12 protein-coding genes and 1 riboswitch are annotated in these 13,149 nt (G+C 27.8%); of the genes, 5 read left to right on the top strand and 7 right to left on the bottom strand.

The features are described from left to right. Positions 1-5: 5 nt before the first annotated feature. Positions 6-989 carry an aspartate-semialdehyde dehydrogenase gene (locus tag ACRCZX_RS03540; protein WP_438581567.1) on the top strand — a complete coding sequence of 328 codons (984 nt, stop codon included), beginning with the start codon at positions 6-8 and terminating at the stop codon, positions 987-989. Positions 990-1,003: 14 nt separating this feature from the next. Beyond that, entirely contained in the window at positions 1,004-2,152 is a 1,149-nt protein-coding gene (locus ACRCZX_RS03535; protein ID WP_438581566.1) for a pyridoxal phosphate-dependent aminotransferase, read from the top strand. Between the two features lie 39 nt (positions 2,153-2,191). On the opposite strand, the gene ACRCZX_RS03530 is transcribed toward ACRCZX_RS03535, so the two are convergent. Then, positions 2,192-3,820: a BCCT family transporter gene (locus ACRCZX_RS03530; RefSeq protein ID WP_438581565.1), complete on the bottom strand. Its 1,629-nt coding sequence runs from the start codon at positions 3,818-3,820 to the stop codon at positions 2,192-2,194. A 114-nt stretch (positions 3,821-3,934) separates the two neighbouring features. Here ACRCZX_RS03530 and ACRCZX_RS03525 point away from each other — a divergent pair, with 114 nt between their 5' ends. Continuing rightward, positions 3,935-4,777 (top strand): WYL domain-containing protein, encoded by an 843-nt coding sequence (locus ACRCZX_RS03525; protein ID WP_438581564.1) that lies wholly within the window; start codon positions 3,935-3,937, stop codon positions 4,775-4,777. 24 nt (positions 4,778-4,801) lie between these two features. On the opposite strand, the gene ACRCZX_RS03520 is transcribed toward ACRCZX_RS03525, so the two are convergent. The 6 genes from ACRCZX_RS03520 to ACRCZX_RS03495 form a co-directional block, all read right to left on the bottom strand. Continuing rightward, complete coding sequence (locus tag ACRCZX_RS03520) at positions 4,802-5,134, bottom strand: arsenate reductase family protein (protein ID WP_438581563.1); 333 nt, start codon at positions 5,132-5,134, stop codon at positions 4,802-4,804. Between the two features lie 81 nt (positions 5,135-5,215). Then, entirely contained in the window at positions 5,216-6,187 is a 972-nt protein-coding gene (locus ACRCZX_RS03515; RefSeq protein ID WP_438581562.1) for an ABC transporter substrate-binding protein, read from the bottom strand. Between the two features lie 2 nt (positions 6,188-6,189). After that, positions 6,190-6,924 carry an ABC transporter permease gene (locus tag ACRCZX_RS03510; protein ID WP_438581561.1) on the bottom strand — a complete coding sequence of 245 codons (735 nt, stop codon included), beginning with the start codon at positions 6,922-6,924 and terminating at the stop codon, positions 6,190-6,192. Then, the gene (locus ACRCZX_RS03505; RefSeq protein ID WP_438581560.1) at positions 6,914-7,627 is read right to left on the bottom strand and encodes an ABC transporter ATP-binding protein; all 714 of its coding nucleotides are present in this window, start codon (positions 7,625-7,627) and stop codon (positions 6,914-6,916) included. The genes ACRCZX_RS03510 and ACRCZX_RS03505 overlap by 11 nt, the downstream gene beginning before the upstream one ends. Beyond that, a complete protein-coding gene (gene tenA / locus ACRCZX_RS03500; RefSeq protein WP_438581559.1) occupies positions 7,628-8,281 on the bottom strand; it encodes a thiaminase II in 654 nt (217 codons plus the stop codon). Positions 8,282-8,368: 87 nt separating this feature from the next. Further along, positions 8,369-8,461: riboswitch (TPP riboswitch) on the bottom strand. A 14-nt stretch (positions 8,462-8,475) separates the two neighbouring features. Continuing rightward, positions 8,476-8,901 (bottom strand): single-stranded DNA-binding protein, encoded by a 426-nt coding sequence (locus ACRCZX_RS03495; RefSeq protein WP_438581558.1) that lies wholly within the window; start codon positions 8,899-8,901, stop codon positions 8,476-8,478. A 149-nt stretch (positions 8,902-9,050) separates the two neighbouring features. Here ACRCZX_RS03495 and polA point away from each other — a divergent pair, with 149 nt between their 5' ends. Both polA and whiA read left to right on the top strand, forming a co-directional pair. Continuing rightward, positions 9,051-11,780, top strand: coding sequence for a DNA polymerase I (gene polA, locus ACRCZX_RS03490; RefSeq protein ID WP_438581557.1), 2,730 nt, complete (start codon positions 9,051-9,053; stop codon positions 11,778-11,780). 12 nt (positions 11,781-11,792) lie between these two features. Then, the gene (whiA, locus tag ACRCZX_RS03485) at positions 11,793-12,470 is read left to right on the top strand and encodes a DNA-binding protein WhiA (RefSeq protein ID WP_438581556.1); all 678 of its coding nucleotides are present in this window, start codon (positions 11,793-11,795) and stop codon (positions 12,468-12,470) included. Positions 12,471-13,149 lie beyond the last annotated feature (679 nt).

The following is a 13,149-nucleotide window of genomic DNA, read 5'->3' as shown; positions in this document are numbered from 1 at the left end:
TTTTAATGTATAATATAGCAATAGTAGGAGCAAGTGGTTTAGTGGGTGGAACATTTTTAAAAGTTTTAGAAGAGAGAAATTTACCTATAGAAAATTTATACTTATTTGCATCATCTCGTTCAGCAGGAAAAGAGATTGTTTTTAAAGGAAAAACTTTGATTATAGAGGAATTGACATCAGCTAGTTTTGATAGAAAGATTGATATAGCTTTATTTTCAGCAGGTGGAGATATAAGTAAAAAATATGCACCAATAGCAAGTGCAAAAGGTGTTATAGTAGTAGATAATAGCAGTGCTTGGAGAATGGATAAAAATGTTCCTTTAGTAGTTCCAGAAGTAAATCCAGAAGATATATTTAAAAACAATGGAATTATAGCTAATCCAAATTGTTCAACGATTCAATCAGTAGTTCCTTTAAAATTGATTGATGATTTATATACTATAAAAAGAGTTGTTTATTCAACTTATCAAGCAGTATCAGGAAGTGGAATAAAAGGAATAGAAGATTTGGAAAGAGGCTTTAAAGGAGAAGAACCAAAAACATATCCACATCCAATATTTAATAACTGTTTACCGCATATAGATTTGTTTTTAGATAATGGCTACACAAAAGAAGAGGAAAAAATGATAAATGAAACACGTAAAATTTTAGGAAAAGAAAATCTTCCAATAACTGCAACGTGTGTTAGAGTTCCAGTTTTAAATGGACATTCAATTTCTATAAATGTAGAGTTAGAAAAAGAAGTCGATTTAGAAGAGTTAAAAGCAAAGTTTAGAAAAACTGATGGAATAGTTTTAGAAGATGATGTATTGAATAATGTATATCCACTTGCAGTATCAGCAACAGGAAAGGATGAGGTTTTCATAGGGCGACTAAGAAAAGATTATAGTTTGAAAAATGGATTGAATTTGTGGGTTGTAGCTGATAATATAAGAAAAGGTGCAGCAACAAATGCTGTACAAATTGCTGAAATTTTGATGAAAAAGTAGTTTGAGGAGTTGAAATGCTGAAAATAAATCCAGATTTAGATAAAATAGAGATATCTGCTATTAGAAAAATAGCAGAAGCTTGTAAAGAGCATCAAAATGGTGAAAAAGAATTAATAAATTTAACTATAGGCGAACCAGATATTCCTGCACCAAAAGAGATAATAGATGGTACTATAGAATATATAAAAACAGGAAAACTTGGTTATCCACAGTTAGGTGGAATAGTAGAATTAAGAGAAGAAATTTCAAAATTTTATAAAGAAAAATATAAGGTAGATGTGAGCCCTGATGAAATAATAGTAACTGTAGGAAGTACAGAAGGGCTATCTACAGTTATTAAAACAGTTATTTTACCAGGAGATGAAGTAATAACAGCACTTCCTTTTTATCCTGGTTATGAGCCATTAATAGTTTTAGCAGGAGCAAAATTAATAAAAGTTGATACATCTAAAACTGAATTTCAATTGACTGTTGAAAGTTTGAAACGTAACCTCACAGAGAAAACAAAAGCAATAATTTTAAATTATCCTTCAAATCCTTCTGGAGTTATAATTTCAAAAAAAAATAGAGATGAAATTTTAAAATTTGCAAAAAGCAATAATTTGTATATAATAAGTGATGAAGTTTATAGTGAAATCATTTTTGAGAATGAACATAATAGTTTTTTAACAAATGATTATAGAGATAATGTTATATTGATAAATGGTTTTTCAAAGTCACACTCTTTAACAGGGTGGAGAATAGGATATATAATATCATCTACAAAATTAAGGAACTCCTTAATAAAAGTTCATCAGTATACTGTAACAGCACCAAGCATAATATCTCAAAGAGGAGCCTTGATAGCCTCTAAAAAGTGTAGAGATATATCAGAGGTAGTTGATGTATATAAAGAACGTGCAAGAGTTGTATGTGACAAACTAGAAGCTAGAGGAGTTTATCCTATAAAACCAAAGGGAGCTATATATATTTTTTTGTCTTTAGATGAAATAACAGATTTAAGCTCTTTAGAATTTGCTAAAAAACTTTTAGAAGAGGAAAAAGTAGCTGTAGTTCCAGGGATAGCTTTTGGAATGGATAACTATATTAGAATATCTTTAGTAAAAGATAAAGATATTCTATCTGAAGGAGTAGAGAGAATTTTAAAATTTCTTAAAAAATAAAAAAATGCTCTCAGTTCAAAAAAGAATGAGAGCATTTTTCTATCTTTTCAATCCTTTAACAGTATCAGATAAATCTGAAATCTCTTCTAAAGACATTTTTCTTAGTTCGTTTCTTAAAGCAATTTGTTTTTTTATATATACATCTCTTTTTAGAGTATAAAATAAGGAGAAAATCATAATTGGAAATAAAAGTAATAAAGGAAATGCTATTATAATAGATGCTGTTTTTAACATACTTAATCCACCAGCAAAAATCAAAGCTATTGCAAGCAAAGATTGAGATAAACCCCATATGAATTTTTTATAACTTGGAGGATTTAGATTACCATCAGAGCTCATCATACCGAGAACATATGTAGCAGAATCTGCAGAAGTAATAAAGAATGATCCAAGTAATAGGATAGCAATACCGCTCATTAAAGCTCCCAATTTATATTTACTAAAAACTAAGAATAATGCAGTCTCTGGATTTTCGACAGCAACTCTTGCAAATTCTTTTCCTAAGTTTATACCAAGAGTTCCAAAAGCTGAAAACCATATAAATGATACCAACGATGGAATAATTACAACTCCAATTATAAATTCACGAATAGTTCGTCCTTTAGAAATTCGAGCAATGAATGTTCCTACAAAAGGAGTCCAAGCCACCCAGTTAGACCAATAGAATATAGTCCAATTGGACATCCAAGTATTATCACCAAAGCTATTGGTTCTTAAACTTATTTTTAGAAAGTTATTTAAATAGTTACCTAAATTTTCTGAAAATACATTGAATATTGAAATGGTAGGTCCTAGAATTATAACCATCAAAAGTAAGAAAACAGATATAAATATATTTATATTTGATAAAGTTTTGATTCCTTTGTCTAAAGGGCCAAGAGCAGAAGCAATAAAGACAAATGTAACAATAGTAATTATAACAATTTGACTTGTAATATTATTCGAAATTCCAAAAAGATGATTTAATCCACTATTGATTTGTAAAGCTCCAAAACCTAGAGTTGTTGCAACGCCAGTAATAGTAGATAAAATAGCGATGATATCAATTGTATTTTTAACCTTCTTTTCATAGTGTTTACCTTTTAAAAGAGGGGAAAAGACAGAGCTTAGCAGACCTTTTTCTCCTTTTCTAAATTGAAAATACGCCATTATAAGAGCAAGAAAACTGTAGATTGCCCAAGGGTGTATTCCCCAGTGAAAAAACGAAGTTTTAAAAGCAAAATCGATAGCTTCTTTACTACCAGGAGTAATACCTGATATTGGATAAGCGTAGTGACTAAGAGGTTCAGCTACTCCCCAAAAAACCAATCCAACTCCCATACCCGCAGAAAATAGCATTGAAAACCAAGAAAGATTAGAATATTCTGGTTTTGAATTATCTTTTCCAAGTTTAATATTTCCATAGCTGCTACAACATAAAAAAATACAGATCAAAGCTATTACTAGAACGATAATCAAATAAAGAAAACCAAAATTTGTGATAACAGAATCTAAAAGATACTTTGTAGTTTTTTCAAATCCAGGTTTATCTAATATAATAATTGAAAGAATTCCAAAGATGATTAGAAATGATGAATAAAAAATTATATTTTCTTTAATTGTTAATTTTTCTAAAATCTTTGTTTTTATATTGATTTTAAAAAATGAGCCGCCTTCATATTTTTTCATAAAACACCTCCGATTACAATAAGCCTTATACATATTTACCTTAAAAAAATGTTTTTCCTTTTTCTAAATAAAAATTATGATATAATTATAAAAAAGAACTTGGCGGAGTAGAATATGGAAAAAAAGATAAGAATAACCTTACCAAAAACGACAGCTGAAATATTAGAGAATGATATAGAAGAGTTTTCTATAAAGAAAAATACACTTTTAAATTACATATACAAGGAATTTACAAAGAATATTTATAAATTATCTTTTGTAAATTATCCAAAAGATGAAAGCTCAGTTATTCAATTTAATTTAAATAAAAAAAACAGAGAAGAGTATTATAGTTTTTTAGAAGAAAATAAAATTCAAAATGAATCAGAGTTTTTTAGAGAGTTATTGAGTTACTATACTGCTTTTGGTAAGAAAAAAAGAGAGTTGTTTTTATTTAAAGAGATAGTTGAAAGAATAAACTATTCAATAAAAGAGAGTAAATTAATAAAAATAACGTTTAGAGATGGAAAAACAATTGAGGTCGAACCTTATTTAATTGAGAGTTCAAAATTAGAAGTAACAAATTATATATTTTGCTATAATATTAAAGAAGAAGCTTGGAAAAATTATAAAATTAAATATATAAATTCAATATATATTAAAAAAAATGAGTTCAAAATAAGAGATAAAGAGTTTGTAAAAAAAATGAAAATTAACTTTGATCCATTTATATCTTTTGGACAAAAAATAAAAGTAAGATTAACAAAAAATGGTGAAAAAATATTTAAAGAGTTAAATACAAATAGACCAAAAATTATAGATGTAAAGTTAGATGAATATATTTTGGAGTGTTCAGAAGAGAAGGCTAAAAGATATTTTTGTTTCTTTTTAGATGAAGTTGAAATATTAGAACCGCTTGTTCTTAGAAATTGGTTTAAAAATAAATATAAAAAAGCGTTTACAAAATATGAAGAATAAAATAGAACCTCAATTAGTGAGGTTCTATTTTATATTTTTTAAATCTTGAGCAGAATATCCTAGAAAAACACCTTTTTCCCACCTAATAATAGGGGTCTTAAAAAGAATAGGATTTTCTAAAAGAAGAGTTTCAATATCATATACTAAATATTGTAAATTACGTTTTTTATATTCAGTACCATTTTTATCGAGAAGCTCTTCAATTTCATAATTTTTTAAGAAGGTTTCTAGCTCTCTTTTTGAGGGGGCTTTTTCAGCAAGATCAATAAATTGAAATTTGAGATTCCTTTCTTTAAAAAATCTTAGAACTTTTTTTGTTTCATTGCAATTTTTTTTACCAAAAATTTGTACAATCACCTTATAACACCTCGTTATATTTAATTAAATTAAAAAATAATCATAAAGATTTATTCTAAAAGGTATTATATAGTAAAAAAATTAGAATTGATACATAAAATTATTGGCAGGCAATTTTTTTATAATAATTTTATTTTCATATAGCCAGTCAATATTACTTTTGAAAATATCTTCAGATTGATTCAAAAAATCTGTATTTTTAGGTTCCATAATAGGTAATAAAATATTTAAACTTTCTTTTTCGATAGTTTCACCTAAAACAAATTCTTCAGATTGCTTAGAAAATAATATTTTTAAAGATTCATCAGGATTATTTTGAGTATCCTTAAATCCTTTTTTCATTGCTTTAATTACTTTTTGATAAATTTCTTTATTTTCATTTAAGAGGTCTTCATTTGCAATAAGAATAAGTTCGTATGCCGCTGGAATACCGAAATTATCAATTAAAAAGTAATTGATATCTATATTTTTCTCTTTTATAACTGGAACTTCGTGGTTAATCATATTTCCAATGGTAAAATCTACTTTATTTGTAATCATAGATGTAAGTAATTCAAAACCAACATCAATAATTTGAAGAGAATTAGGATCTACATTGTTTGAAATCATCATAGACTTTAAATATGTTTCAGATAAAATACCACCGCTTGTTCCAGCAATTTTATTTTCAAAATCTTTTGGAGATGTTATATTTTTCTCTTTTAGAGAGATTACAGTATTTACAGATTTTTGAAGAATAGCTCCAAATGATTTAATAGGAATATTTTCATTTGTTCGAGCTATGATTAAACTATTTAAATAAGAAATTCCAATGTCTGCTTTTTTAGCAGCAGGAAGAGTCAAAGAATCAGACGGTGAAGATGGATATATAATATTAAGTTTGATACCTTCATCTTCAAAATAACCTTTTTCAACAGCTGTATATATAAAAGAATGAACAGCATTAGGATACCAATCTAAGACGATAGAAACTTCTTTTAGATTTTCTTTTTTTTTAGAGTTACAACTAAATAAAAGAGTAGCTAACATTAGTAATGTAAAAATTTTTTTCATATTTATTTCCTCCAAGTTAAAATATAGTCTTCTAAAATAGATATTAAGTGTACTAAAAAGATTGCTAATAGAGATATAACTACTATAGGAGCAAAAACACCAGCACCATCAAGTTGAGACATCATTCTTTTACTAAAATAGCCTAGTCCAGAACTAGCACCCAACCATTCTCCAATTGAAGAACCAATTAAAACTAATGGAATGCTCATTTTTAAAGCTGAAAAAAAATTGGGTAAAGCTCTTGGAACTTTCAACTTCAAAAACATCTGAGTCCTAGTAGCGTTTAAACTTTTAAAATAATTAATTTCATCTTGTTCAATATTTTGTAGACCATTATAGATAGTTATTGTAACAGAAAAAAATGAAATTATAACAGAAACTATGACCTTACTCCAAATTGAGTATCCAAACCAAAGAATAAAAATAGGAGCTAAAGCTGTAATAGGTATAGTTTGACTACCAACTATCAATGGATAAATAGATTTGTAAACATTAGCATTAAAATCCATAGATACAGCTAAAACAATACCTATAAGCATAGTTATAAATAAAGATATAATCGCAATTGATAACGTAGCTGGAAGATGAATAAAAAAAAGAGATTCTTTTAGTATCCAAATTTTTTTTAAAATAAGAGAAGGTGTTGGCAATATATAAGCTTTATTAATAATTTTCCCTAAAATTTCCCAAAATATAAAAAATACTAAAATAGAAATATTACTTTGATTAATTTTCATCTACTTCAACTCCTTTAATAGCTTTAAGGATTTCTTTTTTTATAAAAGACTTATCTTTAAAAGTAGCATTTTTAGGAATTTGAAATTCTTTGAAATTTGAAATAGGGATTTCAGTACAAACTAAAATTCTATTTGATAAAAAGATAGCTTCATCAATATCATGAGTTATAAAAATCATACTTTTTTTTAGCATGATTAGACTATCTAAAAGCCATAATTGTAACTCTTGTCGAGTAATAGCATCTAAAGCTGAAAAAGGTTCGTCCAAAAGTAATAAATCACTTTCATTCATAAGTGTTCGAATAAAAGAGATACGTTGTTTCATTCCACCAGATAGTTCTTTTGGATATTTTTTTGAATATTTTAAAAGATTAAATTTCTCTAAAAGATTTTCTGCTTTAATTTTTGCTTCAACTCGATTTGTTTTCTTGATTTCTATTGGAAGAAGAATATTATCAATTATATTTCTCCAAGGAAGAAGAGTATCTGATTGAGGCATATAAGAGATATTTCCAATTGAAATATCTCCACTAGTAGCTTTTTCAATGTTGGATAAAATTTTAATAATAGTTGTTTTACCACATCCACTTCCACCAACAATACTAACAAGTTCCATTTGTTTTACATAGAAAGATAAATTTTTTAAAATGTTATCACAGTTTTTATAGTTGAAATTTAAATTGTTAACTTTAAGAGAGTGCATTTATAAATCTCCTTTATACGACATACTCCAAAATTTATATTCGAAAATACTACAATTTATAAAAATAGTTTTCAATCTTTCTTTTTCTTTCTCAGATAAGTTAGAACAGTAATCTTCAACAATATCGAGATTCCAGTTAGTTAATTCATCATAAGAATCTGAAGAATATGCTTGAATCCATTCGCCATAAAAATCTTGTTCATCTCCATAGAGTTCCTTTAATTTATCACCAATCATTTTATAGCTCCACATACAAGAAAGAGCAGCAACAGCAATTTCTTTTAAATCACCACAGTGTGAAATAGAAAGCATATAGCTTGTATAAGATATATTATCAATAGTAGGCTTTGATGCCTGAATATCAGCTTCAGTAATACCTAGTTTTTTCATATAAATTCTATGTATTCCCATCTCAGAATTTAAAATACCATCAGTTAATTTAGCAAATCTTTTCATATCACTTTCTTCTTTACTTTTTATAACTCCAAGAGCAAAAAGCTTAGAATATTCCAATAGATAAAGATAATCTTGAATGATATAAAATTTAAACTTTTCTTTTGGAAGAGTATCAAGACCAAGTTCTTTTAAAAATGGATGCTCATAATAACTATCCCAAATATTTTTTGCAGCAAAGTATAATTCTTCTGTAAACATAATTTTATTCCTCCCAATATTTTTTATAAAAAAAAAGCTATTTTCCGAAAAATAGGAAAATAGCTTAAATAAACACAGTTATAAAAAAAGTGTTTAAAACTACTTCCCTCCGCTAGAATTAACTAGATCAGGTTCTAAGAGTAAAATCTCAGCCAATAAAAGGCACCCCTAGTAGTTTAAAATTTATTTGATTATTAGAATGGGAATTCATCCTCATCGAATGATGATCCGCCGAAATCTTCTTTTGGAGCTTGCTCAACAGCTTTAGGAGCCGAGTAAGATGGAGCAGGATTAAAATCATTAGTTTGTGATGACTCTCCTCTAGCTTCGATAAATTCCATAGTTTCAACTAATACGTCGTAAGTAGTTTTTTTCTCTCCATTTACTTCATATCTATTCATTTGAAGTCTACCATTAATAGCAACTTTTTTTCCTTTTCTTAGATACTCACCAATAAGTTCAGCTGTTTTACCAAAAGCAACACAGTTTATAAAGTCAGCTTCTCCTTTAGAAAAAGGTCTATCTACAGCTAAGCTAAATCTTGAATAAGCTTTCCCACTTTGACCAAATTTTAGTTCAGGATCTCTAGTTAAACGTCCAATTAATACAACCAGATTCATAAAAACCTCCTACATTTTAATTTATATATTCAAATTATAACAGAAAATCAAAAAAAATAATATTGTTTTATAAAATAATTTTTTTACCAAAGGTATTGAATGTGGTATAATAATATGAAAAATATAAATTGATTGAAAGGTGGAAAAGAATGAAAAAAGCGGTTTTATTAGATGTAAGTGCAATAATGTATAGAGCTTTTTATGGTAACCTAAATTTCCGAACTAAAAATGAACCAACTGGAGCAGTTTATGGTTTTATAAACACTCTTTTAAGTGTAATAAATCAAATACAACCAGATTATATAGCAGCAGCTTTTGATGTAAAAAGAGCGACTTTAAAAAGAAGTGAACTATATTCAGAATATAAAGCAAAAAGAGCTTCTGCACCAGAAGATTTGATAGTTCAAATTCCAAGAATAGAAGAAGTGTTGGATTGTTTTGGAATAAAAAAATTTAAAATAGATGGTTATGAAGCAGATGACGTATTGGGAAGTTTAGCTAAAGAATTAGCAGCTCAAGAAGTAGAATCATATGTGATTACAGGAGATAAAGATTTATCTCAAATTTTAAATACCCATGTAAATATAGCTCTTTTAGGAAAAGGTGATGGTGGAGGGTTAAAAATTCTTTCAACAGAAAATGATGTGATAGAGCAATTAGGAGTAAAACCAAATATGATTCCTGATTTATTTGGTCTTATTGGAGATACAAGTGATGGAATACCAGGTGTTAGAAAAATAGGTACTAAAAAAGCTGTTCCTATGCTAGAAAAATATGGAAATTTAGAAGGGATCTATGAAAATATAGATTTTTTAACAGAATTGCCAGGAATAGGGAAATCTTTAATTAATAATTTAATAGAAGACAAAGAGTTAGCTTTTCTTAGTCGTGAATTAGCTACAATTCAGATTATACATTTAGGAATAAAAGAAAATGAACTAAAATATAAAAAAAACAATTTGAAACTTTTAGAGCTTTTTAAAAGCTTAGAGTTTAAATCTTTAATTAGAAAAATGGGGCTTGAAAATGAAGAGTTTCAAAACAATGAAGAAAACAAAAAAGTTGAACAAATGATAATAGATGTTGTTGAAATAAAAGCAAAACAAAAAGAAGTTATTTCTGAAAGTTCAATGCAATTAGGACTGTTTAATTTTATGGCACCAATAGAAACAGAAGATGAAAAAGGTTTCTCAATATTAAGAGGAAATGAAATAAAATCAAAGCTACTATCAATTAAATCTAGAGTAGCAATTTATTTTGGGGAGAGAGGAGTAGCTGTTTCTGTTAAAAATAAAGATTACTACTTACCATTAGATGATGCTGAAAGTAAAGAGATGTTGAAGGAAATTTTAAAATCAGAAAATGAATTTATATCTTATGGTTTTAAAAAATTTTTAAGAGCGGGATATTCTATAAAAAATATGGAATTTGATACTATGTTAGCATATCATCTTTTAACATCTCAAACAAGAGAAGAGATTGAGGTTATGTTAAAAAATGTAATAGAAGAAGATGTAGAAAAATATTCCGTTGTATTTGGAAAAATAAAAATAGAAGATATTTCTTTAGAAGATTATGGAAAGTTTTTAACAAAAAGAACAAGAGGGATGTTATTAGCTTACCCAGAGCTTTTAAAAGAGTTAGAGAGCAATAATCTTTATGTAGTGTTGAAAGAAACAGAAATGCCTCTAATTGAAGTTTTAGCTAGTATGGAGAGGGAAGGTATAAAAATATCACCGAGTTATTTTAAAACTTATAGTTTGGAGTTAGAAGGAAAATTAAAAAGTTTAACAGATAGTATTTATTTAGAAGCAGATGGAGAGTTTAATATAAATTCACCAAAACAACTTGGAGAAGTATTGTTTTTAAATTTAAATATTCCACCTGTAAAAAAAACAAAAACAGGCTATTCAACAGATAGCGAAGTTTTAGAAAAATTAAATGAACAAGGTTATCCTATAGCTAAGTATATTTTAGAATATAGAAAATTAAGCAAATTAAAATCTACATATGTAGATCCACTTCCTAAAATTGTTGATGGAAAGGATAGGTTGCATACTACATTTAATCAAACAGGTACAGCAACAGGTAGATTATCATCATCAGATCCAAATCTTCAAAATATTCCTGTTAGAACAGATGAAGGAATGAAAATAAGAGCAGGATTTATAGCTGAAGAAGGAATGGTGCTTTTAGGTATTGACTATTCTCAAATAGAGTTAAGAGTTTTAGCCGAGATATCTCAAGATGAAAGCCTAATAAAAGCTTATTCAGAAAATTTAGATTTACATAGTTTAACGGCTAGAAAATTATTTGATATACCTGATGATGAAACAGTAAAAAGAGAACAAAGAGATGCAGCAAAAACAGTTAATTTTAGTATTATATATGGAAAAACAGCATTCGGGTTATCTCAAGAGTTAAAAATAACTCCAAAAGAAGCATCTGATTATATAAGAAAATATTTTGAACAATATCCATCAGTAAAACATTTAGAAAAAGAGATTATAATGTATGCTGAAGAACATGGATATGTTGAAACATATTTTAAAAGAAAAAGAATAATAGAAGGAATCAATTCTCAAAATAGAGTCGTAAAAAGTGGTGCAGAAAGAATGGCTGTAAATACAGTTATTCAAGGAACAGCCGCAGAGGTTTTAAAAAAAGTTATGATAAATTTATATAATCTTTTAAAAGATAAAAAAGATATTCATATGTTGTTACAAGTACATGATGAACTGATTTTTGAAGTAGAAAAAGATAAAGCCTTACAGTATAAAGAAGAAATAGAAAAGATAATGAGAGAAAGCATTAAATTTTCTAAAGTAAATTTAGAAGTGAATAGCTCTATAGGACAGAATTGGTCTGAAACAAAGTAGGAGGAACAAATTGTGTCATACACTTATAAAGTTAAAAATGAAATATTGAGTCGTTCTCATTTGACGAAGAATGAAAAATATGCTGAAGTAAGAGCAATACTTTTACTAAAGCATGCTATAAATGAAAATAACATTGAATTAAAATTAGAAAATAAGGATATAGCAGAAAGAGTATACTCTATGCTAAAAGAGTTGACTGATTTAAAAATATTCATAAAATTTTCAAAAAGTAAAAAATTTGGTGAACATAACACCTATGTAATAACAATACCTTCGCAACAAGGAGTAAAAAAGTTTATACAAGAACTTCAAAAATATAGTTCTATAGGTGAAAATATAGATAAAAATATAGAAAAAGGTTTTATAAGAGGAATGTTTTTAGGGTGTGGTTATATTAAATCACCAGAGAAAGAGTATGCTTTAGACTTTTTTATTGATAGTGAAGAGTTAGCAGATGAGCTATATAATTTTTTGATAAAAATAGATAAAAGAGTGTACAAAACTATAAAAAGAAATAAACCTTTAGTTTATATGAGAAATGCAGAAGATATTATGGATATAATAGTTTTAATTGGTTCAATGAAAGAATTTTACAACTATGAAGAAACAACAATGATTAAAGATTTGAAAAATAAAACTAGTGCGACACGTTCTATAGTTAAAAGCTATAGCATTTTAAAAACTGCATAAAAGCAGGATTTGATAGAGAACTATATTTTCGAGAAGTAGAATGAAGGATTAACGCCCTGAAATGCTTCCTCTGATACTCCGATATGCGGTATAATTCTAACTAAATTAGACGGTGTAAAGCTCGGTAAAGTCGGTTGAGAGTTATCCCTAACAGTTAAGCTGAGGAAATGCGAACCAGAGGTGGTCGAGATAATGATAGATCGGGAGTCAAATCTATATGGTAAGAATGCACGCATGTGCTGACAAAGTTTTGAATGTAAAGCTCTAGAGATTTATACAACAGAAACGTTGTAACCACAAAACTGTGGTGTAAGTGGTGATTAGTAAGAATTAGTTTTATGAAACTCGCTATACTGTTAAAGGCGGTATCCAGCTTACAGGGCTAAAGAAACTACCTAAGTAGATTTAATGATAGAAAATATGGAACGTGGAAAGCAAGACACAACACGAAGACTTTGTTAGAGTCGTTGGTGAATATAAGTTGAAGTTGGACGAAATTTCTTCAGTCTTGTGAGAGTAGGGGCACAGTACGAATGAAGCCATGATAATAAGTGGTGGACGGATAGCCCCAAGTCAATAATTTTAAGATTGTTTTAATTTGAAATTATGATGGAGCGCCGTGTGCGGTGAAAGTCGCATGCACGGTGTGGAGCAGGGGAAAAGGTGGAGATAATGTCAA

It is taken from the genome of Cetobacterium sp. (genome assembly GCF_051658645.1).
Lineage (GTDB): Bacteria > Fusobacteriota > Fusobacteriia > Fusobacteriales > Fusobacteriaceae > Cetobacterium_A.
Note: the sequence above shows the minus strand (reverse complement) of the source record. Positions and strands in the feature narration are given on the sequence as shown.

What these genes read in the sequence shown, in the direction of transcription:
- ACRCZX_RS03540 (WP_438581567.1), top strand. Translation starts at nt 6, where the DNA reads ATGTATAATATAGCAATAGTAGGAGCAAGTGGTTTAGTGGGTGGAACA.
- ACRCZX_RS03535 (WP_438581566.1), top strand. Translation starts at nt 1,004, where the DNA reads ATGCTGAAAATAAATCCAGATTTAGATAAAATAGAGATATCTGCTATT.
- ACRCZX_RS03530 (WP_438581565.1), bottom strand. Translation starts at nt 3,820, where the DNA reads ATGAAAAAATATGAAGGCGGCTCATTTTTTAAAATCAATATAAAAACA.
- ACRCZX_RS03525 (WP_438581564.1), top strand. Translation starts at nt 3,935, where the DNA reads ATGGAAAAAAAGATAAGAATAACCTTACCAAAAACGACAGCTGAAATA.
- ACRCZX_RS03515 (WP_438581562.1), bottom strand. Translation starts at nt 6,187, where the DNA reads ATGAAAAAAATTTTTACATTACTAATGTTAGCTACTCTTTTATTTAGT.
- ACRCZX_RS03510 (WP_438581561.1), bottom strand. Translation starts at nt 6,924, where the DNA reads ATGAAAATTAATCAAAGTAATATTTCTATTTTAGTATTTTTTATATTT.
- ACRCZX_RS03505 (WP_438581560.1), bottom strand. Translation starts at nt 7,627, where the DNA reads ATGCACTCTCTTAAAGTTAACAATTTAAATTTCAACTATAAAAACTGT.
- tenA (WP_438581559.1), bottom strand. Translation starts at nt 8,281, where the DNA reads ATGTTTACAGAAGAATTATACTTTGCTGCAAAAAATATTTGGGATAGT.
- ACRCZX_RS03495 (WP_438581558.1), bottom strand. Translation starts at nt 8,901, where the DNA reads ATGAATCTGGTTGTATTAATTGGACGTTTAACTAGAGATCCTGAACTA.
- polA (WP_438581557.1), top strand. Translation starts at nt 9,051, where the DNA reads ATGAAAAAAGCGGTTTTATTAGATGTAAGTGCAATAATGTATAGAGCT.